Here is a 21,393-nt window from a genome sequence, read left to right on the forward strand (position 1 = left end):
TGTGGAACATGGACAGGGCAAAAGTTGGAACTTTGGGGGTGAGGGCAGGCAACCTACGATCCGTGCCCCTTACGCCAGCACCCCTTCCCCTTCTGCGCCCACTCCTGCTCGCAGCAACCCGGCGTAATGGCTGCGTGGGTTGGCGGCCAGCACGTCGCGGGGGCCGTCTTCCAAGACCTGTCCGTCACCCAAGACTAAAATCCGGTCGGCGCGGGCCACGGTATCCAATCGGTGGGCAATCACGATGGCGGTGCGGCCACTCAGCAGGCGGGTCATGGCAGCGGTCAGCAGGCCTTCTGTGGCGGGGTCTAAGCGGCTGCTGGGTTCGTCCAAAATGATCAGGGCCGGGTCTTGCAGCATCACGCGGGCAAAGGCCAAGAGTTGCGCCTCACCTGCCGAGAGGCTCCCGGCGGGCAGGGGCGTCTGCACTCCCTGTTCCAGTCGGGCCAGCCAAGCGCTCAGGCCGACTTCGTGCAGGGCGGCTTCTACGCGCTCGTCGGGCAGGGTGTCGTCAAAAAAGGTGAGGTTGTCGCGCACGCTGGCCTGAAACAACTGCACATCCTGCGTCACCACCGCCACGCGGGAACGCAGGCTACTCAGTTTCAGGTCGCGGGTATCGAGGCCGCCAAGTTGCACGCTGCCACTGGTCGGATCGTACAGGCGCGACACCAGCCGCGTGAGGGTGGTTTTGCCGCTGCCCGTGCGCCCCAGCAGGCCGAGGGTTTGTCCAGCGGGCAGCGTGAAGGAAACGCCGTGCAGCACGCCGCGCACCGTAGCGTCAGTGGGATCGTAGCTGAAATCCACTTCTTTAAAGGCCAGTGGCAGAGCACCCGCCGGAAGCTGCTGCACGCCTTCGGGCAGGCTGGAGCGCAGGGCCAAGAGTTCGCCTACCCGGAACAGACTGGCCCCCGCCTTCTGCAAATCCTGAAGCTGCTGCGTCAGCTGGTCTATCGGTTCCTCGATCATATTCATGTACTGGTACAGCAAAAAAGCCGTGCCCAGCGAGATCGCACCCGCCGCGTACAGGCCCACCGCCGACACCAGAATTGCCACGTATCCGGCAGCAAACAGCGCCATGCTGAGTTGCCAGACCACGCTGCGTCGCCGCCAAGAAAAAGTGCTGCGGCCAAAATACTCGCGCTGCACCTTCAGATACCTGTTCAGGTGATGCTGTCCCGCCCCGAGTGAGCGCACATCGTCCAGCCCCGCCAACCGTTCTTCTATGAAGCCGAATAGTTTGGCGCTGCTTTCGCGCTCCAGCCGGGTGGGTTCCACGCCCGCCTTGCGCACCCGGTTCATGGCGATCAGCGTGATGATCACAAAACTGGTGATGCCCAGCCCGATCCACACGTTCTCGCGGTAAAACATCACGATTGCGCCGATGAGGAGCAGGGCGGCCCCGAACACACGCACCGCGAACTGAGAGAAAAAGTTGCTGAGTGCCGTCACGTCGCCGTCGATGCGCTCGATCATTTCGCCGGGGGTACGTTCCTTGTGTTCGTGCATGTCCAGCGAGAGCATGTGCGTCATCAGATCGGCCCGCAGGCGGTTGGTGGCCCGCCAGCCCACGCGAGCGCCTACATATGTGGCGCTGGCGGTCAGCAGTTGCACGCCCACCGCCACGCCGATATACACGCCCGCCAACCCGGCCAACTGCGCCACCGGAGCCGCCGCGCCCAGCTTGGCTCCGTCTACGAATTGGCGCAGCAACTGGGGCAAGATCAGGTTCAGGCCCGTGGCCGTAAATAGCAGCACGGCCAGCAGCAACACGCGCCACCACAGCGGCCCCAAGTAGGTTCGCAGGACGGCCAACGCTCCTAATTTAGGCCGCCCCGATTTGGGCGGCGGGGAAGCAGATGGCGTGTCGGAAGGGGGCGCGGCGGCGGTCATAGGGTCAGGGTAGGGCGGGAGCGGGGGCAGATGCATCCGCCGAGTGGCGCAGTGGGGGCCAAGAGGGGGCACAACGGCCTTAATCGTTGCTCCACGCGCTACGCTGTGAGCGTGAAGGATGAGCCGCAAGCCCAGCAGGAACAGAATCCGGCCCCCACTGCCAGTGCCGCCGCCCCTGCCGCCGCAAGCGCAACCGTCTGGACAGGCGAACGCTGGACGGTAGACGGCATAGAAGATACGCCGACTGGCCGCATGGCCCGCGTAGAACTGCCCAGTGGCCGCACAGTGGACATCCTGCTCTCAGCCCTGCCCAGCGGCGTGCAGGAGGGGGATATTCTGGGTATACAGGACGGCCCGGACGGTGCGGTGGCCCATATTTTGAGGGAAGAAACGCAGGCGCGGCGGGCTGAAGCTGGGGCCGAACTGGACGCCCGGAACGCACGCGGCGCGGCCCTCCCGGTCAATGCAGACGGAGAAATGACCCTATGAGGATGACACTGTGAGTGCCCCCAAAGAATCTGGGAAGAAGCCAGCGGCCAAAAAAACGCCTACCCCTAAGAAGGCGGCTCCTAAAGCTGCTGCCTCCAAAGCGGCTTCGGCGGGGAAAAAGATGCGCAGCACGGCGGGCAAAACGGGCAAAGGCCGGGGCCGTCCCAGTTCCTCTGATCTGCTGGGCCTGCTAGTGTTGGGCCTCACTGCCAGCTTGGCGGCGTGTGCGGGCGGCGGCCTGTTTGGGGGCGGCAAAACCGATACGGGCACAACTGACACCGCCAAAACGCCCACCGGACAGGTCACGATCCGCTTTCTGGATGTGGGGCAGGGCGACGCCGTCCTCATCCGCAGCCCGGAAGGCAAAACCCTGCTGTACGACGGGGGCCGCAGCGCCGAGCGGATGCGCGAGCATATGGAGACCTACGGCATCACCAAAATTGACCTGATGATCGCCAGTCACGGCGACGCCGATCATATTGCCGGGCTGGTTCCTGCCGCCGAAGCCAAGCCCACGCTGTTCATCAACAACGGCATTCCGGCCACCACACAAACATGGAAGCGCCTTGTGGACGCCCTAGAAGCCTCCGGAACCAAGTTTCAGAAGGCCAACGATCAGGTCATCAATCTGGGCAGCGTGAAGGTGCGCGTCATTGACCCGCCCGCTGGAATGGGCAAAGACCAGAACGAAAACAGCGTGGGCATTCGCCTCGATTTCGGCAATTTTCATGCCCTGATGACGGGGGACAGCGAGAAGCCGGAAACCGAAGCTTGGTTGGAAGAAGACCGCCCGGAAATCAAGGGGCCGTTTCAGCTGTACAAGAGTATTCATCACGGCGCGGCCAACGGCGACCACCCAGCGTGGCTGGCGCAGGTGCGGCCCGAAAACGTGGTGATCGGCGTGGGCGACAACAATTACGGCCATCCCACCAAAACGGCGCTGGATTTGTACAAGCAAAACGGAATCCGTATCTACCGCACCGACCAAAACGGCACGGTGACCTTTACGGGCAACAGCGACGGCACGTATACGGTGACGACGGATCGGTGAGGACGGGCGGGGTGTAAGGGCATAACCCCCATCGCTCCGCGCTGCTCCCCCTCAAGGGAAGGAATCAAGGCACAGCTTCGCCCTTCTTCGACCCTTAGACCTCCCGCCGCTTAGCCCGCCCTGTACGCCGCCCGAAACGCCCAGTGCCGCTCCGCCGAAATCCGCCCCACTTGCGGCACGATCACGGCGGTCACTTCTGGGCGTGTGGGCGGCCTTTCGACTCCAATGCCTGCCCACGCCAGCCGCGCCGCGCCCAGCACCGAGGCTCCGGGCGTGGCGACGGCGTGCAGTTCGCGGCCTAAGCAGTCGGCCAGCAGTTGCCGCCACCAAGGGTCTACGGTGCCGCCGCCTGCCAAAAACAGCGCTTGCCCCGGCGTCAGCGGCAGCAGTTCGGCGGCCTGCGCGATAGACAGGGCCACACCCTCGAAGGCGGCGCGGGCCATATGGCGGTGGTCGTGTGCGGCGTTCAGGCCCACCCAAGCGGCGCGGGCGTGGGGGTCGAGGTGCGGCGTGCGGTCTCCGGTCAGGTAGGGCAAAAAGATGGGCAGCGGCCCAGCGTCCACTTGGGCGTCTATCTCCTGCGCCGCCGCGTAACATTCAGGCCAGGTCAGGCGCAGGGTGCGGCGTACCCATTCCAGCACCAAGCCCGCGTTTTGAATGGCAGCCAGCGTGTAGCAGCCCACGCCCTCAGCCTCGCGGAACACGTGCAGGCTGGGATGCGGGGGGGGCAACACGGCGGCCCGCACTACCACCTGAGCGCCCGTGCCCACCGTCAGTTGCGCCTCGCCGGGCAGCAGGCCACTGCCGTACAGCGCGGCGGCGGTGTCGGCGGCTCCAGTCACGATGGGAATGCCTGCGGGCAAGCCCAGTTCGGAGGCCGCAGCAGGAAGAAGTCTGCCCGCCACGGCGTCTGGCGCAAGCACGGGCGGCAGCACTGCCGGACTGATCCCCAGCACCTCCAGCACTTCTTCCGACCAGCACCCTCCCACCAAGTCGTACAGCAGCGTGCCCGACGCATCCGAGGGGTCGGTGGCGACCTCTCCGGTGAGATAAAAGCGCAGCCAGTCTTTGGGTTGCAGCGCCCAGCGTGCGGCCTGCAACTGCGCTGGCTCGTGCTGGCGCAACCACAGCAGAGTTGGCCCGGCCATACCCGCGACGGGCGGGTTGCCCAACCGGGCCAGCACAGAAGGATCGAGGGCCGAAAAGAGGGTCAGTTCTGCCGCGCTGCGCGTATCCGACCACAGCACGGCGGGGCGCAGGGGGTGGCCGCCCGCATCTACCAGCACCACGCCGTGCATCTGCCCACTCAGGCCCACCGCCCGCACCCGCGCCGGGTCTAGGCCTGCCAGCACCTCCTGCACGGCCCCGACCACCCCGGCCCACCACGCCGCCGGGTCGGTTTCGGCCCAGCCGGGAGAGGGCGACGTGGCCGCATACGGACGGCTGGCCTGCCGCACCAACTCGCCACCCGCCGTCACCAACCCGACTTTCACGCTGCCTGTACCCAAATCGAGGGCAAGGGCCAAGCCTTCGGGGGCAGACTGGGCCGAGTCAAACGGGTGAGCCGGATCGTTGGAGGTCATGGCTCTATTTTGGGTGCGGCGCGGCGCTGTAGAGAAATGGTGCTTGGCCGCTGTCTATATCGCTCCAACAACAGGCAGAGCGAAGGCAGGCCCGCCGCGATGCATTGGCGGCGGGCCTGCCCGAATCTAGCTCTCGTGGTCGAGTTGTACTCGCAGGCCAGATCCATCGGCCACCACGCATTTCTTACCGCCGCCCTCAGTGCGCCAACATCTCCGCGCTCAGTTGCTCCGGCTTCAGCGCCCCAGTCATCACAGATACGGTATCGGCCATGCTGATCTTTTTGGGATCGAGCAGGGCGGCCCGCACGCCCATCCGGTGAACGTGAATCCGGTCTGCGATTTCGAAGACGTGGGGCATATTGTGGCTGATCAGGATGACGGGTAGGCCGCCGTCGCGCACCTTGCGGATCAGGTCGAGCACCATGTTGCCTTCGCGCACGCCGAGGGCCGCCGTGGGTTCGTCCATGATGACCACATGCCGCGCAAAGGCCGCGCTACGGGCCACTGCCACACCCTGCCGCTGCCCGCCCGACAGGGTTTCCACAGGCTGGCTCATGCTCTTGATGGCAAATTGCAGCCCCTGCATATGCCGCACCGCTTCCTCGTGCATCTTCTTTTTGTCCACGATTCTCAGCAGTTTGGCAATCGGGCCAGCCTTCAGAATCTCGCGGCCCAGAAAGAGGTTTTCGGCAATGGTCATGGCCGGAGCCACCGCCAAATCCTGATACACGGTCTCGATGCCTTGCCGCCGGGCGTCGATGGGGCTGCGGAACGACACGAGCTGGCCGTCCAAGAAAATCTGGCCCTCATCGGGAATGACAGCGCCCGACAAGGCTTTGATCATGCTGCTTTTGCCCGCGCCGTTGTCGCCGATGACGGCCAGAATCTCGCCCGGACGCAGTTCGAAATCGGCCCCGTTGATGGCGGTGACCTGACCGTAGCGTTTGACCAAACCGCGTGCTTCCATCACCAGCGGCACAGAACGTGGGGCAGCAGAATCGGAGGGGGTGTGAAGGGTCATGACGTTACGCCTTCCTTCTGGAGAATTGATCGGTGGCGACGGCCAGAATGATCAGCACGCCTGTAATGAGGATTTGGTACACGCTGTTGACGCCGCTGAGGGTGAGGCCCACCCGGAACACGCCCACGATCAGCGCTCCCAAAAAGGTGCCCAGCACGCTGCCGCGCCCACCAAACAGGCTGGTGCCGCCCAGCACGACGGCGGTGATGCTCTCCAAGTTTTCGGTCTGTCCGGCGTTGGGATCGCCCGCACCCACGCGGCCCACCAGAATCACGGCGGCAATGCCGTACAGCAGGCCCGCCACCGCGTACACGCTAATGAGCAGGCGCGTGGTGGGAATCCCGCTCAGGCGCACGGCTTCGGGGTTGTTGCCCACCGCGTACACGTGGCGGCCCGGCGCGGTATGGGTCAGAAAAAACCAAGCCACACCGAACAAAATCAGCATCAGCACTGCGCCGTAAGTAAAGGGCGTGTTCAGAATGTTGAAGGTCTGGCCGAGGAAGTTCAGTGCTGGGGGCAGGTTGGTGACGGTCTGAGCGCCGGAATAGATCTGGGTGGTGGCCGAGACGATGCCGAACATGCCCAGCGTGGCTATAAACGGCGGCAGCCTGAGCTTGGTGATCAGCAGGCCGTTCAGCGCCCCGATAGCCGTGGTCACTGCCAACCCGCACAGGATCGCCAGAATCGGCGGCACGCCCAGTTCTACGGCAAATTTGGTCATGACCACGCTGCCCAGCGCCATGATGACGCCGCAGCTCAAGTCGATGCCCGACGTCAAAATAATCAGCGTTTGGCCGATGGCAATGACAGCCACAAAAGAAATCTGTTTTAAGACCAGAGACAGCGTAGTGCCCGTAAAAAAGCGGTCAGACTGCGTGGCAAAAAAGATGCAGGCCAGCAGCAACGCCAGCAACGGCCCCAGCGTAGACAGGCTGGGCAGCGACGGACGTTTGGAAGCGGGCGGAGCGGTGGCAGGTTGGGTCATGGCAAATACCTCTAAAAAGGAATAGGAATGGGGAAGCCAGCCCAGCGCGGCGGCTGTGTCGGCTTCCTTCTGGGAGGTGGCGAAGGGGTTGGGTGGGAGGGTGAGAGGGCGTCTAAGGGTTTAGGGTCAAAGGGTCTAAGCAGGGCGAACTAACCCGCCTACTTGCGTTCCCTACTTGGGCTTACTGGCCCCAGCAGTTGGCGAGGCCGAAGGTGGTGTTGCTGCTCTTGACGCCGATTTGGGGCTTGTTGGTGATCAGGGTCACGCCGGTATCGGTGTAGCCGCTGACTTTCTTGCCGGTCTTGACGTAGTTCACGCCTGCGGCCACGCCCATCGAGGCCATCTTGAGGGGGTACTGCTGGCTGGTGGCCGAAATCACGCCGCCCACCACGTTCCGCACGCCCGCGCAGCCACCGTCGACCGACACGATCAGCACGTCTTTTTCACGGCCCAGAGCCTTCAGGGCCTGATAGGCCCCGGCAGCGGCGGGTTCGTTGATGGTGTACACGAGGTTAATGTTGGGGTTGCGCTGCAGGCAGTTTTCCATGGCGGTCTGGCCCTTGGCCTGATCCCCGAAGGAGTCCTGAGCGCAGGCGACGCCCGTATTCACCTGAGTTCTGGTGGTGGCGCTGATGCCCGCCGTGCCGAATCCGGCGAGGAAGCCGTTGTGACGGGCGATGCCCACCGGCTGACCGGGGAACAGGTCGAGCGTGGCGATCACGGCTTTCTTGGTGCCCATGGCACGCTTGGCCCACTGCCCGATCAGGACGCCTGCCTGATAGTTGTTGGTGGCAAACAGACCGTCTACAGCGCTGGTGGGTTCGGTGGGGCTGTCCAGCGCAATGACCATCACGCCAGCGGCGCGGGCCTTGGCAATCGCGGGCACGATGGCCTTGGAATCGCTGGGCGTGATCAGGATGGTTTTGGCTCCGGCGGCCACCATGTTCTCGATGGCCGTGACCTGCCCGGCGTTGTCGCCGTCGGCCTTGCCCGCGCCCGTCAGCAGTTTGGCCCCGAGGCGGGTGGCTTCCTTCTGCGCGCCTTCCTTCATCTTCACGAAAAACGGGTTGGTCTCGGTTTTGGTGATCAGGCCGATGATAGGCTGGGCGCTGCTTTGGGCGAGGGCCACACTGACGGCGGCGGTGGCGGACAGGGCGAGGGTGGCGGCGGCAACAGCAAGCTTAGAGTGACGCATGGTGGTTCTCCTGTGGGGTGGGGCCAGAGAGGGCGGTGGGCCGCTGGACAGAACAGACCTACACAGTTGAAACGCAAACGGGCGGAGCCGTGGATTGCCGAACAATCAGTTGGGTGGGCAGTTGCACGCGGGCCGGGGAAGCTCGGGCGCGGCCAGATTGCAGGTGGCCCGCTTGCAAATAGCCCAGTTGGGCGATCAGGTGGTCGCAGGCCAGCACGCCGAGGTCATAGGCAGGCTGCGCCACCACCGTGATGGGCGGGGTCATGGTCTGTGCCCACCGCGAGTCGTCGAATCCCACGATAGAGAGGTCGTCGGGAATGTTGAGGCCCAGTTCGCGGGCGGCCAACACCGCGCCCACCGTCATTTCGTTGTTGCCCACGAACAGGGCGGTGGGGCGCAGGTGGGCGGGCAGGCTCAACAGGCGCAGCGCGGCGTGCCGTCCATCTTCCTCGCGGTGTTCGCCGGGCAGCACCAGTTCGGGGTGGTACTCGATTCCGGCTTCCTCCAACGTCTGTTGAAACCCGGCGTGGCGCTCCACGGCAGTGCTGATGTCCTGCTTGCCCACGATCATGCCGAGGCGCGTGTGTCCGAGGCCGATCAGGTGCTTGGTGGCCGCCCGCGCCCCGCCGATGTTGTCTACGGTCACGGTGGTCACGCCCGGATTGCCCGTGACCCGGTCAAGCTCCACGATGGGCAAATTGGGAACGAGCTTCAGGTTCTCGCGGCTGTGGGCGGTGGGCACTACGATCAGGCCCTGCGGCAAATGCCCACGCAGGGTATCGAGCGCCCGGCGCTCCTTGCCTGCATCCTCGTCGGTATTGAACAGAAACGCCGTGTAGCCGTGACGGTCTGCAGCGTCCTGCACGCCTTTGGCCAGCGTGGCGTGAAAGTGGTTCAGGATATCGGTCACGATGACGCCGATGGTGCGCGTTTCGCGTTGGCGGAGGCTGCGGGCCAGCATATTAGGCTGGTAACCCAGTTGCTGCGCGGCGTGTAGCACGCGTTCGCGGGTAGGCTGGGCCACCATGTCCGGGCGACTAAGCGCACGGGACGCTGTAGCCGCAGAGACATTGGCAAGGGTGGCGACATCTTGAATACTAGACATTGCAATCGATTACACCTTTATGGAGGAATTTGAAACTGCGGGCCGCTGCCAGACGAGAAGCGGTGCTTGCAAACGATTACATTGGGACAAGCAGAGTGTGCACCCTCTGTCTGCTGCATGTCAACCTTCATGAAGGCCGCCAATTAAGGTGAAACGAACCCAGGTGGAGAATAAAACTTGCCAGCGCAGGCCTGAAAATCCGCACCAGAACAGCAAAAAACCGCACCCGACTTTCGGGTACGGCAGAGCGGATAAATTTTTGTACCGAGTTGAGGCCGGGATGAGAGGGCAATCGCTGAGGCTCGTTCACCCTCTTTCCCGCAAGGGGGTGAGGGAAACTAAAACCCCGACATCGCCACCCCACCACGTCCCCGCCCGAATCCGTGTGAGGCCGTCGTGCGTGCAACGCGCGGGCCAATTCCATTTCGGAATGAACTGGCAATTCCGCTTCAAAAGAACGATCTAGCCGACTTGAAACGCGACAAGATCAATCCTCCTCAGCGGAGCGACCACTCCCCTGACCCCTTTGGGGGCGGGGGCTGGGGGGTGGGGGAAGACGTAGGAGCAAGCAAAAAGACTGGATCAAATCCGTCGCAAGACGCGAGGGCAACAACTCCTTCTACAAAGCCCTAAATCTCCTGCAAAGGCCGCTCCGCCAACCAGTCCGGCACATCGGCGGGGGCGTAGGTATCGAAAGTCAGGCGCGTGAGGGCAATCAGCGGATAGCCTTCCAGCGGGCCGTCCTCTTTACGGCGGTCAACGATGCAGGCAATGCCCACGCAGCGCCCACCTGCCGCTTCGGTGGCCCGGACGGCTTTCAAGACGCTGCCGCCGGTGGTCAGCACGTCCTCTACGGCCACAAACGGTTCTCCCGGCGAGAGCGTAAAGGCCTCGCGGATTCTCATGGCGTTGCTGCCGCCTTCCATCTGCACTTTTTCCGAGAAAATGGCGCGGCCTCCAGTGTGGCGGGCCACTTCGTAGGCCAGCACCACGCCGCCCATCGCGGGGCCGACCACCAGCCGCGCCCCGATGTGGGCTTCCCGCAGCTTTTCGGCAATCGCTTGGCCGATTCGCTCGGTCAGATGGGGATACTGCAAGACCGTCGTGGACTGCAAAAACTTGGGTGAATGGCGACCCGAGGCGAGCAAAAAATGCCCCTCGTGGTAAGCGCCCGCTTCCTTGTACAGCGCGAGAACATCCATGATGAAAGCAGTATCGCATTCCCGGCGGGTCAGGTACGGCAAGATGGTGTATGGACACTCCCAGCACCCCCGCTGCACCCCCCCACGCCATTGGTGTGCGCCGCCGTCTGCTGGGCATTCCGCTAAACACGATGGCTCAGGAAGCGGGCCTGTCGCCGGAGGTGTTGGCGGCAGTAGAGCGCGGCGAATACGATCCCCGCAGCCTGCATCTCCAAGCGCAGCAGGTGCTTGGGCGGGTATTGGACATCAGTCTTTAAGCACTGAGCCTTTAAGCCTACGGGGATGCGGGCCGCGCACACCATCTGGCCGCGCCACACGCCCTAGACTCTGCGCTCTGATCAGTCTTTTCTCACTTCCACAGGTCTTACTCCCAAAGGACAACCTCTGATGAACCATGCGTTCGTGGATGCCAGTTGGCACGAATTACCCGACGGGCGCGGCGTGGGCGGCTGGGGTCTGGTGCTGCTGAGGCCCAGCAATCTGCCCGCCCGGTTTCAGGGCCAACTGGAAGCGCCCGACAACAACGCCGCCGAACTGCGGGCTGTGCTGGAAGCCCTGCGGCACGCGCCAGACGGCCAGCCCCTGAGTGTGCATACCGACAACGAAGCCGTGATCGCGTCGGTGGCGCGGGGGCGCGGGCCGCACCTGCTGGCCGACGCCGCCCGCGAAGTGCAGGACGAAGCCGAAGCGCGGGGCATCGCGCTGCGAGTGGACTACGTGACCCGCACGCGGCGGCATATGCTGGACGCCCATCACCTCGCCAACGACGCTCGGCGCGGCCTGAACACGCCGGGGCTGGATTCGCCGCACGCCGATGTGTTGATAGAGCAGCGCCACAGCGTCCCCGAAGCCCGCGTCAGCCTGCGCCGGGGCAGCGAGCGCGTGACGGCCCATGTGAACCTCGATCCGTTGTCGGATGTCCCCCCCAGCGCACAGGCATTGTTGGCCGCCGTGACGTTGGCCCTGCCCGGAGAAACCCTGCTGGTACGCCGCGCCAGCAAAATCGCGCAAGCTCTTTGGCAACGGCCCGAGCGGGCTTTGTTGGTGGGCGCACATACCCAACTGACGCAGGCGCGGCAGGCGGCAGACGGGCAGGGCGTGCTGGTGCAGTTTCAGGGCGTGGGGTAGGCGTAGGGGTTGGAAGGGGCTGAGTTTTCGGGGGCTTGGTCTAAGGGTCTAGGGTCTGAGGGTCTAAGGAAGGGCAATCGCTAACGCTCCTTCACCCCCTCCCGCTGCTATGCAGCGCCCTCTGCTTCGCAGCTCTGCGAGTCCCCCGCAAGGGGAGAGGGGCAAAGCAACCCCACCACGTCCCTGCCCAACTGCGTGTAAGGCCGTCGTGCGTGCAACGTGCGGGCCAATTCCAACGTTAAGACGACTGGCAATTCCGCTTCAGATGAACGGGGAAGCCGACTTAAAACGCGGCAAGATCAATCCTCCTCAGCGGAGCGACACTCCCCTGCACCCTTTGGGGGCGGGGGCTGGGGGAAGAAGGCGTGGGACAAGACCAACAACCCCAACCTCCACCCCTCATGAAGCAAGCCCCCCTAACCCGCCCCTTACACCTCCTGCCCCGGTGTGGGATGCTGACCCGGATGACCCAACTCGCCCCCACCCGCACCCAGCCCACCACCTATTTCGCCCCGGCGAAGGTGAATCTGGGCCTCAGTGTGCGCGGGCTGCGGCAGGGCGGCTACCACGAACTGCACACCATCATGGTGCCGCTGAACGTGGGCGACGACCTTGAGATTCGGCCCGCGCCGACGCTGACGCTGGCGGTGGAGGGCGCGGACTTGCCCACCGACGCCAAAAACTTGGTGTTCCGAGCGGCCCGCGCTTACTTGGATGCTGCGGGCATAGACACGGGTGTACAGATCACGCTGACCAAACGGCTGCCCCTCGCGTCGGGGCTGGGCGGCGGCAGCAGCGACGCGGCCACCACCCTCATGGCGTTGGCGCGGCTGTTTCCGGCGGGCGTAGATTTGCCCGCACTGGCGCTGAAACTGGGGGCCGATGTGCCGTTCTTTTTGATCGGACAGGCCGCTCTTGCCGAGGGCGTGGGCGAAATCCTAACGCCGCTGCCTGTGCCGCGTGTGCCGCTGGTACTGGTGAATCCGGGGGTAGAAGTCAGTGCCGCCGACGCCTACCGCTGGCTGGACGATGAAGAGGAATTCTCGCCCGCACTGGATGTGGAAGCCATTCTGGACGCCCTGACCACCGGACGCCCTGTGCCCTACCTGAACGCGCTGCAACCCCATGTGGCCCTGCGTCACCCGCCCATTCGGGAAGCCCTGACGCTGCTCTCGGAAGCGGGCCTACGCTCACCCCTGATGAGCGGCTCGGGCAGCACTTGTTTTGCGCTGGCCGCCACCGACGACCAAGCCCACGACGCGGCGCGGGCGATTGCGCGGGTAAAACCGGGGTGGTGGGTGCAGGCGACGGGAACGCTGTAGGGCGCTGTCAGTGGTGAGTGGTGGATGGAAAAAGAAAAAAGCGAGGCTTGCCTAGAAACTTTCTGGCAGACCCCGCTTTTCCCACTTACTACTGACCACTCACCACTCACGGTTTTCAGGGCTGATACGTCTTCAAAATCCCCCCAAATCCGCTCTGCATCTTGGTCTTGTAAAACACCAGACTGATGGGCAGATTGCTGCCGCTGGCGGGCACGAAATCGATATTCAGGCGGTCTGTCTGGGCACGCCACAGCATCACGGGTTGGTTGGGCGACAGGGCCGTTCCCGTGCGCGGCATCTTGATGGTCTGCACCAGCGGGCCGTCGGTCACGTTCATGGCTCCCCGGTACAGGCCTCCGCGTGGGCTGAGGGCCACCGCCGTGCCCGCCGCGCCGTTCACTTCTAGGTCGTACAGCACGCCGTAATTGCCCATCAGGCGCACCGATTGGCCGGTCAGCATATCGGTTCCGGTGATGGCCGGGTCGACCATGCCGTCGCCAATGACGATTCGGGCGGGAAAACTGGTCAGGTTCACGCGCAGGGTTCGCACCGCGTCGGGGAAGGTGCCGCGCACATGGCGGCCATCAGTGGGCAGATACGGCAACTGCTGCACGAGTTGGCCGCTGACGGGCAGGCCGTCTTCCAGCATCAGGAAGGTCAGTTCCACGCGGCCTGTGGTCACCACGTCCTGCATCAGATTGACGCCGCTGCCGATGCCTAACGTGGGGCTGGCATACACGGCGGCGCTCTGGCCGGGGGCCAAGGTGAGGGTCTGGCTGCCCGTGTAGGCAAAGTAATCCAGCAGCGTCACCTGTCCCAGAATGCCTTCAATCCGGGTCGGCGCGGTTTCGCCCAGCCGCTCGGTTCGCACCTCTACCGGGCGGTTTTCGGTGTTGCGGGCCAGCACGTACAGGCGGGCGGGTTTGTTCAGCGCATTCAGGTGATAGGCCAGCAATCGGGCGCGTCCGGCCACGCTGTCCTGATACAGCACGCCGCTCTGGGTGGGCGCTTCGGGGCTGTCGCTAAAGAGGAGCGGAATGCTGGGGCCGTCCACGACTTGCGGCGTCACGGCTGGGTAATTCAGCACCGCCGGATCAGGAAACGCCTCGCCGGGGTCGGCATATTTCAGGGCGTAGGTCAGGGGGGAGTCTACGGGCAACCCTTCGACCCGGATGGTACGGGTAAACGGCGTGCTTTGCAGCCCCCGCGCATTGGCGACCTGCAGGCCCACCGTGTAGGTTCCGGGCTGAAAATACGCATCCTGCCGCCCCGTCCAGCGCCGCGAAACGATGTCGGAGCCGTCCGGGTCGAAGGGATAATCGGTGAAAATGACCCGTTCGCCAGGCGCGTACACGTTCTTGTCGGTAGAAAATCGGGCTTGCGGGGCCAGCGGATTGCCGCCGTCACGCAGGGCGGTCAGGGTCAGGGTGCGGCCTGAATCGTCCACGCTCATGTTGGCGTTCAGGGCGTCGGCGATCAGGCGGGCCGTCACGTACAGCACGCCCGCCGCACTGACCACATTGCCCTCGGGCTGAGGCTGACCTGCCATCGTAGCCGAGTTGGCGCGCGTGTCGATCACCAGTTTGCCCAGTTGCAATTGCCCGGTGCCGATGGTCAGCGGTTGGCCCAGCAGCGCCGCCGTTTCGCGCAGGGGCAACATGGTGCGGCCCCCGATCAGGCGCGGCGCATTGACCAACTTGGTGCCTTCACCGTTCAGGTACGCGGCGGTCTGGTCGGTGGTCAGGGTCAGTTGCGCGGCCCCTACCGAGGCGGCAAACGCTGGGGCCAAGGCAGGCAGGACCAGCGGCGCAAGCGCAAGCGTCAGCGCGGCCAACACAGAACGGGTTCGTCGGCGGTGTGGCAGGAGAAAGGGAAGAGAAGGCAGAGTAACCACAGGCATCACGCGAGTATGCCCGCCCAAGCTGATTCGGATCTGCCGGGGTGTCCCGGTTCACCCGCTCTCTGGGGAAACGATGAAGGGGACGGCTGGAAGTGCAGGCAGACAAAAGGTTGAGTACAGCGTCAGTTGGGGGCTGGTCTAAGGGTCTATGAAAGGCATTCTCTGACGCTCACTCCTCCACTGCTTCTTACCGCTCCACCCGTTCCCGGCGCGTGGTTCGGGCGTGGCGCAGTTCTATCAGGGCGAAGGCCAAGGTATTGAGGGCGTACACCCCGATCAGGACAGCCAGCAGCAGATTCCGGGTGGTGGCTTGGGCCGGATCGAGCAGGCCCGCATACGAAATGAGGCCGGTCAGCGGAGCCAAAGCCGCCAAGGTTGCCCCCCACGCCAGCAGCAGCACGCCGCCCCACGCGCCCTCCAGCAGGGCCGCCCCCGGTAGCAGCAGCGCCAACACGCGGTAAACGGCGGGACGGCGCAGGCGGGCGTCGGTGGCAGCGCGGGGAATCAGAAGGGCAAAGGCAGTGGCCGCCAGCAGGGCCAGCGCCCCCAGCAAGGCCGCGCCGAGGCGGGCGCTCTGGCCGGGGCCGTCTTGCAAAAGGGCCAAGGGCTGTTGCAGGTCGCGGCGCAGGGTCACGCTGAGGTCGCCGCTGACCGCGCGGGCCAGACTGCGCTGGTCGGGGTAACACAGCCGGGGCTGGCCGGGGCGGTACTGCTGCTGAAACGCCGTGCCGGGCGTGCCGGGATTCAGGCCCAGATTGAAGGCGGCGGCGGCCAAGTCGGGCCGGATCGCCAGCGCCGCGCGGTAGCTTTCGCGGGACTGGGGCACGTCGCCGCGCTGGGCCGCGATAACGCCGAGGTTGTTGAGGGCGCAGGCGTCTGGCCCCCCACCAGTGGCCTGAGCGCGGGTGTACTGAGCGCGGGCCACGCTGTCGTCTCCGTCCAGTTGGGCAGACAGGCCTGCCAAGAGTGCCGCGTCGGGGCTGGGGCGCAGGTTCAGGTCGCCTAAGCGGGCCGTGGCCCAGCCGCCGCCATACGTGCCCGACGTGAGCGCCGACGCCTGAAGGCCCTGCCCGGTGTGGTTCGTCCACTGCCAACCGCCCACCGCCGCCACCAGCCCCAGCGCCAGCGTGACCAAGGCCAGCCGCTCCCCGAACGAGGCGTAGGCCAGCGTATTGCGCCGCGCCCGCGATAAGGGGTGACGCAATACGGAGCGCCAGCGGCCCCCCAGCGGGCGGGTGTCTTCGCCCTGTACCCGCCACGCCCGCGCCACCAGCGCCGCGAAAGAAGCGGCCAGCGCCAGCAGCAGCGCCAGCGTGACCAAGCGGGCCGCGTCGCGCACCTGTCCCGTGCCGTCTGGGCCTAGGTTGTACAGCGTGCCTGCCCGCAGCGTGCGGGTAAATTGCCGCCATTCCTCAGCCTCCCCGCCGCGCCCTTGGGCGTCCAGCAGGGCCGCGTAGCGCAGGTAGAGGGCCGGGCCGCCCCCAAAACGGGGATGCAGTTCTCGCAGGTAGGCCAGCCACGCGCCCGCCCGCGTCAGGCGGTTTTGGGCCAGCAGCGTGCCCACGTAGCCGCTGGGATTGCCGTAGGCGCTCAGGGCGTCCCGGCTGACACTGATTTCGGGATCGAAGCCGCGTTCGGCAGCGTCACGCTTGGCGCGGTCTAACGCCAGATCTGCCGCTGCCGGAAAGCCCGCACTGTCCAGCCGGGCCGCCAGCATCACCCACGCTGGAAAGGGCATTTCGGCACTCAGGGCACGCCGCACCGCACTCAGCGCCGAAAAGGTATCGCCCTGCCTGCGGGCCAGATTGGCCTGACGCAGCGCAATAAAGGAATTGGTGGGATCCTCCGCTCCCGCCTGCGCCAGTTGGGCCTGGGGCACGGCGTCGGCGGCGCGGGCCAGCCAGCCAGTAATTTCGGGATTGGGCGGCGGCACCACCCGCTCCTGCACGGGCGCACCCTGCGCGGCGTCGCCCAGAGTAAAGCGCTCGGTGTAGCCGTCGCCCTGCGTGGTCACGCGCACCGTGCCGCTACTGGCATCCAGCGACGTGACCAGGCCGGGCAGATCGACGCGGGCCTGCACCGTGCTGTCGGCGTTCAGCACGTATACGGTTGGCCCCACCCCAAGGTAGGTCAGGTTGCCCACGTTCAGCGGCCCGGTCAGGTCGCCCAGGCCTGCCGGATAGGTACGCTGCCACAGCAGGCGCGGCCCGTCTTCGTAGCGCAGGGTGCGGCCCTCCAGCACGGCGTCGGCCCCGGCCACACCCGGCAGGGTCAGCAGGGCCAACAGCCCAGACAGACAAACGAACCGTGTCCAGCTTCGGCTCACGCTTTGGTCTCGCTGCTACTCGTTACGCCGGGGCGCACGGGCGGCGCGATCATCAGGTGAACCGTGCGGATGGTCATGGCCGCCGCGCCCGCCAGCAGTTCGGACAGGCCGCCGTAGCGTAGCGCCAGCAGCACGCCCAGCGGCACCACGATGGCAGTGGCAAACGGTACGGCATTCAGCTTCAGGCGGACCTGTAAGGTGGCCTTGTACAGCGGAATGATCACCAGCCCCAGACCGAAAATGCCCAAAATGGTGACCGGAGCCACCGCCAGCAGCGCCCCCATAAACGGCGCGATGCCCACGCCCCCCCGGAAGCGGAAGAACACTGGGTAGCAGTGCCCCAGCACCACGAAAAAGGCCGCCAGCCAAGTCAGGTCAGGGGCCACCAGCCGGGTCAGCCACACGGCCAAGACCGCCTTGAGCATGTCGGCCAACGTGACCATCAGCCCCGCCAACCGCCCGTATTGCCGCACGGTGCCGCTGCCGCCCGGCAGGTCGCGGTCACGGATGTCCTGACCGAGGGCGCGGGAATACAGGATGCCTGCCACCAGCGATCCCAGCAGATAGGCGACGGCGGCAACGAGAACGGGCATAACGGCCCCATTCTAGGGCAAGGGGGCAGCACAGAGCCGACCCACAGCAGTGCCCCAGTCGGGCAGCCTCTGGACTGTGGGCGTGCCCCACTCGGTAACGGCTTTGTGTCCGGGAGGTCTAAGCACTCCTACTTCTTAAACTGGTTTGCGCGGTACAGTGGCAAGCGTGACGTGGCTCAAGCCGGTAAATATAGAATCGAACGCGCAGGACACGTTCAACGCCTTCATTGCGGATTTGGAGGCAAGGCTGGCCGACCCCGCCACCGAGCGCCCGGTGCTGGCGCGCGAGGTGCTGGCGCAGGCCATGTACGGGCGCGAGTACGGGCAACTGGCCGCCGACGCGCCGCTGGCCGCTCTGAATCTGGATTCTCGCAACATCACCTTTGAGGCCGAGTACTACATGGCGACCGACACGGCCAAATTTGAGGCCGTGAAGCCGCTGCTGTGGCTCTGGAAAAACCTCGATCTGACGCCCATAGGCCAGAATCCGGTACTGGGCATTCCGGTACGGCGGGTACTGGCGGGCCACATTTTTAAGCGGGTGGGCCGAGATTTCAAGTGCTGGCAGAATGTGGAATTCAGCGTGGGCTACAACATGGACGTGGGCAACGATGTGGTGGTTCACCGCCATGTGCTGCTCGACGATATTGGAGGCATAGAACTGCACGATGGGGCGTCGGTCAGCGACTACGTGAATATTTACAGCCACACCCACAGCGTGTTGGACGGCCCTGACGTCACCCTGCGGCGCACCGTGATCGGGCGTGGGGCGCGGATCACCTACCATTCCACCGTGCTGGCGGGCAGCATTATCAGCGACGACGCCATGCTCGCCACCCACGCTTTGCTTCGGGCCGACATTCCGCCGCACGGCATCGCTATGGGTGTGCCCGCCAAGGTCACGCGCTTTAAGGTGCGCCCAGACGGGCAGGAGTACGGCGTGGACGCCCGCACCTACCCCCGTGACACTGGACGCAAGGCCAATCCACAGTTTCCGGAGCCGACGCCGAACCAGACGCGGGTGGCGGGGAAAGAGGAAGTCTAAGGGTCTAAGAACAGATAAGCCATCCTAGACGCCTTTGCCGACTGATCTGTCCACCTCAAACCCTACCGCCCCAGCACCTTAGACCCTTGACCTTTAGACCAGCCCCTACAACGCCACCGCTCCCACCACCGCACACCCGCCCACCACTGCCCACGCGGGCAAACGGGCAGCCGTCAGCGCGGCGTAGGCCAATAACGCCAACGCCAGCGGGCGCGGCCCAGTGATGGCCGACATGAACAGCGGGTCGTAGAGGGCGGCCAGCAGCAGCCCCACCACCCCGGCATTGATGCCCGACAACGCGGCGCGGGCAGCGGGGCGGGCAGACAACGCGGCCCAGAACGGCAACGCGCCCACCATCAGCAGCGCACCGGGCAGGAAGATGAAGACGGTGGCAATGGTGGCCCCGGCCCATGCGGGCAAGGCCGTTTGGGACGCACCCAAATAGCTGGCAAAGGTAAACAGCGGCCCCGGCACTGCGTTGGCCGCGCCGTATCCGGCCACGAAGGTTTCGGCGGGTAGGAAGGCAGGAACCAATCCGGCTTGCAGCAGTGGCAAGACCACATGACCGCCCCCAAACACCAACGCCCCAGCGCGGTAAAACGTATCGGCCAACGCCCACGCTGCACCGAGTGAAGCCAGCAGTGGAAGCCCCAGCAAGAGCGCGGCGCACAGGCCCAACAGGACGGCTCCGACACGCCGGGTGAGTGGGAGGGGCAACGCTTGGCCCGCTTGCTTTCCCCCGCTTACCGCCAGAACTCGCCAGCCCACCGCCCCGGCCAGCACCAGCGCCAGCACTTGCGACACTGCCCCCGGCCAGATCAGCACCAACGCCGCCGCGCCCAACGCCAACCCTGCTTTGATTTGCCCTGCTCGCTCGTCTGCCGCCACCAGACTGCCCCACATTCCGGCCACCGCCTGCGCCACCACCGCCACCGCCGCCACTTTCAGACCCAGCAGCCAGCCTGCGCCTGATACGTCTCCCACACGGGCAATACCCAGCGCGAAAGCGAACATCAGCGCCGCACTTGGCCCGGTGAAGGCCAGCCACGCGGCCAGCATTCCCCACCATCCGCCGCGCAACAGGCCCACGCTTAGTCCCACCTGACTGCTGGCTGGCCCCGGCAAAAACTGTGCCAGCGCCACCAGATCGGCGTACTCTGCCTCGCTGAACCAGCCGCGCCGGGTCACGAATTCGATGCGGAAATAGCCCAAATGCGCCACTGGCCCACCAAACGAAGTCAGGCCGAGCCGCAGGAAAATGCGGAAGATTTCGGCGGGGGAGTTGGGGGGGCGGGGCGGCATGTGGGTTTAGGGTAGCGGGCGCGGGTCAGGCTAGTGGAGGGTAGATCGTGGGAAGGGAAAAAAGATGGCCTACGAACTCTGCCGCAGGCCATCCATTCTGTTCTTTTCTCCGACAACTCAACAATCAGTCGTCGGCGGCCTGCCCGTCCCCTGATGCCGACTTGGGCACGGCGGGATTGGCAATAAAGGTAGTGGGGTCATAGAGATCGAAGCCGATGCCCTTCTCATATTCCTCGATCTTCACGTGCAGGCGCTTCACGTCGCCTTCCACCTGACCGTAATCGAAGGTGTCCCAGATGGCGGTGGTGCCGAAGTTGCCGCCCTCGAAATCGGGCACTTCACGGGTTTTGCGGATGCCCTCTTCCAGAGACTTGCGGCTCTCGATGCCGAGGTTGCGGAAGGCCACCTGCATCACGTCGCGGTTGAAATCGCGGGGGCCGTAGATGCCTGCGCGGTACACCGTTTCCGAAAACTCGCGCCAGTCGGGAATCAGGGTGGCAGCGGGCATGGAGAACATGCCGATCACGTTGCGGATGGCTTCCAGCGTGCGCTCCGGGTAGTAATACAGGTACATCCGGGCACCCTCTAGGAAGAAGTTGTAGTGCGCGGCCTCGTCTACGGCAATCGTCTGGGCGACTTTTGCCAGCACGGGGTCAACGATGCCCTTCAGGTGTGGCTTGTCGCTCTTGCCCTGCGCAATTTTCATCATGTTCAGGTAGTTCAGTTGGGTAGCCCGCTCCTGAAACACGGTGTACACGAGGTTGTGAATGGCGTCGGGGAAAGGCAGTTCCCACGTCTGAGACTTCAGGCGGTGCTTGTAGTCCTCGATCCACTGCGGCGAACGCTGCCCGCTGAACAGCACGGCATTTTCCCATGCGTCGGCGTGCTTCTCTTCTTCACTGCCCCAGCGCATCTGAAAGTGGCTGCGGCCATGAGAACGGCGCACCAGATGAATCAGGCTGGAGGTGAAGTCGGGGGCGTACTGCTCCACAGCAAAAAAGCCCTGAATGACCGTGATGAGTTCCGGGGGCAGATTCTGGTTCATGGAGCGCCAGTCGAAGCTGCGATCCGCGTTCCAGTTGCGGGTTTCTTGGCTGCGGGCGGTGTACCAGCGGTACAGGCCAAGGAAGCCACGTTCGATGAGGCGGTCTTTTTCGGCATTGCTGAGCATCCCGGCAGGCGTGCGCGGGCGGTCATTCAGCATATTGGGGGGCATAACTTCAGCCATCGGTGATCCTCCTGCGCCGTCTCCGGGA

Annotated in this window: 18 protein-coding genes; 6 read left to right on the forward strand and 12 right to left on the reverse strand. The window is 64.8% G+C overall.

Annotation, left to right across the window (positions count from 1 at the left end; all coding sequences use genetic code 11):
- Positions 1–69 precede the first annotated feature (69 nt).
- Positions 70–1,890 (reverse strand): ABC transporter ATP-binding protein, encoded by a 1,821-nt coding sequence (locus SU48_RS13530; RefSeq protein ID WP_231881638.1) that lies wholly within the window; start codon positions 1,888–1,890, stop codon positions 70–72.
- A gap of 111 nt (positions 1,891–2,001) precedes the next feature.
- On the opposite strand from SU48_RS13530, the gene SU48_RS13535 reads away from it, so the two are divergent.
- Both SU48_RS13535 and SU48_RS13540 read left to right on the forward strand, forming a co-directional pair.
- Positions 2,002–2,379 carry a DUF3006 domain-containing protein gene (locus tag SU48_RS13535; protein WP_231881639.1) on the forward strand — a complete coding sequence of 126 codons (378 nt, stop codon included), beginning with the start codon at positions 2,002–2,004 and terminating at the stop codon, positions 2,377–2,379.
- Between the two features lie 10 nt (positions 2,380–2,389).
- Positions 2,390–3,430 carry a ComEC/Rec2 family competence protein gene (locus tag SU48_RS13540; RefSeq protein ID WP_064015701.1) on the forward strand — a complete coding sequence of 347 codons (1,041 nt, stop codon included), beginning with the start codon at positions 2,390–2,392 and terminating at the stop codon, positions 3,428–3,430.
- Between the two features lie 110 nt (positions 3,431–3,540).
- Here the strand turns inward: SU48_RS13540 and SU48_RS13545 are convergent, their stop codons facing one another.
- The 6 genes from SU48_RS13545 to pyrE all read right to left on the reverse strand — a co-directional run bounded on the left by SU48_RS13545 (position 3,541) and on the right by pyrE (position 10,521).
- Positions 3,541–5,013, reverse strand: coding sequence for a xylulokinase (locus SU48_RS13545; protein WP_082869782.1), 1,473 nt, complete (start codon positions 5,011–5,013; stop codon positions 3,541–3,543).
- A gap of 196 nt (positions 5,014–5,209) precedes the next feature.
- Positions 5,210–6,034, reverse strand: coding sequence for an ATP-binding cassette domain-containing protein (locus SU48_RS13550; RefSeq protein WP_064015702.1), 825 nt, complete (start codon positions 6,032–6,034; stop codon positions 5,210–5,212).
- Positions 6,035–6,038: 4 nt separating this feature from the next.
- On the reverse strand, positions 6,039–7,019 hold the full coding sequence (locus tag SU48_RS13555; protein WP_082869783.1) for an ABC transporter permease: 981 nt from the start codon (positions 7,017–7,019) through the stop codon (positions 6,039–6,041).
- Between the two features lie 181 nt (positions 7,020–7,200).
- On the reverse strand, positions 7,201–8,214 hold the full coding sequence (locus SU48_RS13560) for a sugar ABC transporter substrate-binding protein (RefSeq protein WP_064015703.1): 1,014 nt from the start codon (positions 8,212–8,214) through the stop codon (positions 7,201–7,203).
- A 58-nt stretch (positions 8,215–8,272) separates the two neighbouring features.
- Positions 8,273–9,319 (reverse strand): LacI family DNA-binding transcriptional regulator, encoded by a 1,047-nt coding sequence (locus SU48_RS13565; RefSeq protein WP_064015704.1) that lies wholly within the window; start codon positions 9,317–9,319, stop codon positions 8,273–8,275.
- 629 nt (positions 9,320–9,948) lie between these two features.
- A complete protein-coding gene (gene pyrE, locus SU48_RS13570; RefSeq protein ID WP_064015705.1) occupies positions 9,949–10,521 on the reverse strand; it encodes an orotate phosphoribosyltransferase in 573 nt (190 codons plus the stop codon).
- Positions 10,522–10,571: 50 nt separating this feature from the next.
- Here pyrE and SU48_RS13575 point away from each other — a divergent pair, with 50 nt between their 5' ends.
- The 3 genes from SU48_RS13575 (at position 10,572) to SU48_RS13585 (ending at position 12,971) form a co-directional block, all read left to right on the forward strand.
- Entirely contained in the window at positions 10,572–10,778 is a 207-nt protein-coding gene (locus SU48_RS13575) for a helix-turn-helix domain-containing protein (RefSeq protein WP_064015706.1), read from the forward strand.
- A gap of 130 nt (positions 10,779–10,908) precedes the next feature.
- Positions 10,909–11,649 (forward strand): RNase H family protein, encoded by a 741-nt coding sequence (locus SU48_RS13580; protein WP_064015707.1) that lies wholly within the window; start codon positions 10,909–10,911, stop codon positions 11,647–11,649.
- A 464-nt stretch (positions 11,650–12,113) separates the two neighbouring features.
- Positions 12,114–12,971 (forward strand): 4-(cytidine 5'-diphospho)-2-C-methyl-D-erythritol kinase, encoded by an 858-nt coding sequence (locus tag SU48_RS13585; RefSeq protein ID WP_231881640.1) that lies wholly within the window; start codon positions 12,114–12,116, stop codon positions 12,969–12,971.
- Positions 12,972–13,086: 115 nt separating this feature from the next.
- On the opposite strand, the gene SU48_RS13590 is transcribed toward SU48_RS13585, so the two are convergent.
- The 3 genes from SU48_RS13590 to SU48_RS13600 all read right to left on the reverse strand — a co-directional run bounded on the left by SU48_RS13590 (position 13,087) and on the right by SU48_RS13600 (position 17,790).
- Positions 13,087–14,871 (reverse strand): copper amine oxidase, encoded by a 1,785-nt coding sequence (locus tag SU48_RS13590; RefSeq protein WP_082869784.1) that lies wholly within the window; start codon positions 14,869–14,871, stop codon positions 13,087–13,089.
- A gap of 187 nt (positions 14,872–15,058) precedes the next feature.
- On the reverse strand, positions 15,059–17,197 hold the full coding sequence (locus SU48_RS13595; RefSeq protein ID WP_231881641.1) for a tetratricopeptide repeat protein: 2,139 nt from the start codon (positions 17,195–17,197) through the stop codon (positions 15,059–15,061).
- Positions 17,194–17,790, reverse strand: coding sequence for a glycerol-3-phosphate acyltransferase (locus SU48_RS13600; protein WP_064015709.1), 597 nt, complete (start codon positions 17,788–17,790; stop codon positions 17,194–17,196). The genes SU48_RS13595 and SU48_RS13600 overlap by 4 nt, the downstream gene beginning before the upstream one ends.
- Positions 17,791–17,956: 166 nt before the next feature.
- On the opposite strand from SU48_RS13600, the gene SU48_RS13605 reads away from it, so the two are divergent.
- Positions 17,957–18,835, forward strand: a complete 879-nt coding sequence (locus SU48_RS13605) for an acyltransferase (RefSeq protein WP_064016069.1) — start codon at positions 17,957–17,959, stop codon at positions 18,833–18,835.
- A 105-nt stretch (positions 18,836–18,940) separates the two neighbouring features.
- Here SU48_RS13605 and chrA read toward each other — a convergent pair whose 3' ends face one another.
- Complete coding sequence (chrA, locus tag SU48_RS13610; RefSeq protein WP_064015710.1) at positions 18,941–20,137, reverse strand: chromate efflux transporter; 1,197 nt, start codon at positions 20,135–20,137, stop codon at positions 18,941–18,943.
- A 124-nt stretch (positions 20,138–20,261) separates the two neighbouring features.
- Complete coding sequence (locus SU48_RS13615; RefSeq protein WP_064015711.1) at positions 20,262–21,365, reverse strand: acyl-ACP desaturase; 1,104 nt, start codon at positions 21,363–21,365, stop codon at positions 20,262–20,264.
- Between the last annotated feature and the right edge of the window lie 28 nt (positions 21,366–21,393).

The organism is Deinococcus puniceus (assembly GCF_001644565.1).
GTDB classification, from domain to species: domain Bacteria; phylum Deinococcota; class Deinococci; order Deinococcales; family Deinococcaceae; genus Deinococcus; species Deinococcus puniceus.

Coding starts and splice junctions, on each gene's coding strand:
- SU48_RS13530 (WP_231881638.1), bottom strand. CDS start 1,890: ATGACCGCCGCCGCGCCCCCTTCCGACACGCCATCTGCTTCCCCGCCG.
- SU48_RS13545 (WP_082869782.1), bottom strand. CDS start 5,013: ATGACCTCCAACGATCCGGCTCACCCGTTTGACTCGGCCCAGTCTGCC.
- SU48_RS13550 (WP_064015702.1), bottom strand. CDS start 6,034: ATGACCCTTCACACCCCCTCCGATTCTGCTGCCCCACGTTCTGTGCCG.
- SU48_RS13555 (WP_082869783.1), bottom strand. CDS start 7,019: ATGACCCAACCTGCCACCGCTCCGCCCGCTTCCAAACGTCCGTCGCTG.
- SU48_RS13560 (WP_064015703.1), bottom strand. CDS start 8,214: ATGCGTCACTCTAAGCTTGCTGTTGCCGCCGCCACCCTCGCCCTGTCC.
- SU48_RS13565 (WP_064015704.1), bottom strand. CDS start 9,319: ATGTCTAGTATTCAAGATGTCGCCACCCTTGCCAATGTCTCTGCGGCT.
- pyrE (WP_064015705.1), bottom strand. CDS start 10,521: ATGGATGTTCTCGCGCTGTACAAGGAAGCGGGCGCTTACCACGAGGGG.
- SU48_RS13575 (WP_064015706.1), top strand. CDS start 10,572: ATGGACACTCCCAGCACCCCCGCTGCACCCCCCCACGCCATTGGTGTG.
- SU48_RS13580 (WP_064015707.1), top strand. CDS start 10,909: ATGAACCATGCGTTCGTGGATGCCAGTTGGCACGAATTACCCGACGGG.
- SU48_RS13585 (WP_231881640.1), top strand. CDS start 12,114: ATGACCCAACTCGCCCCCACCCGCACCCAGCCCACCACCTATTTCGCC.
- SU48_RS13590 (WP_082869784.1), bottom strand. CDS start 14,871: ATGCCTGTGGTTACTCTGCCTTCTCTTCCCTTTCTCCTGCCACACCGC.
- SU48_RS13600 (WP_064015709.1), bottom strand. CDS start 17,790: ATGCCCGTTCTCGTTGCCGCCGTCGCCTATCTGCTGGGATCGCTGGTG.
- chrA (WP_064015710.1), bottom strand. CDS start 20,137: ATGCCGCCCCGCCCCCCCAACTCCCCCGCCGAAATCTTCCGCATTTTC.
- SU48_RS13615 (WP_064015711.1), bottom strand. CDS start 21,365: ATGGCTGAAGTTATGCCCCCCAATATGCTGAATGACCGCCCGCGCACG.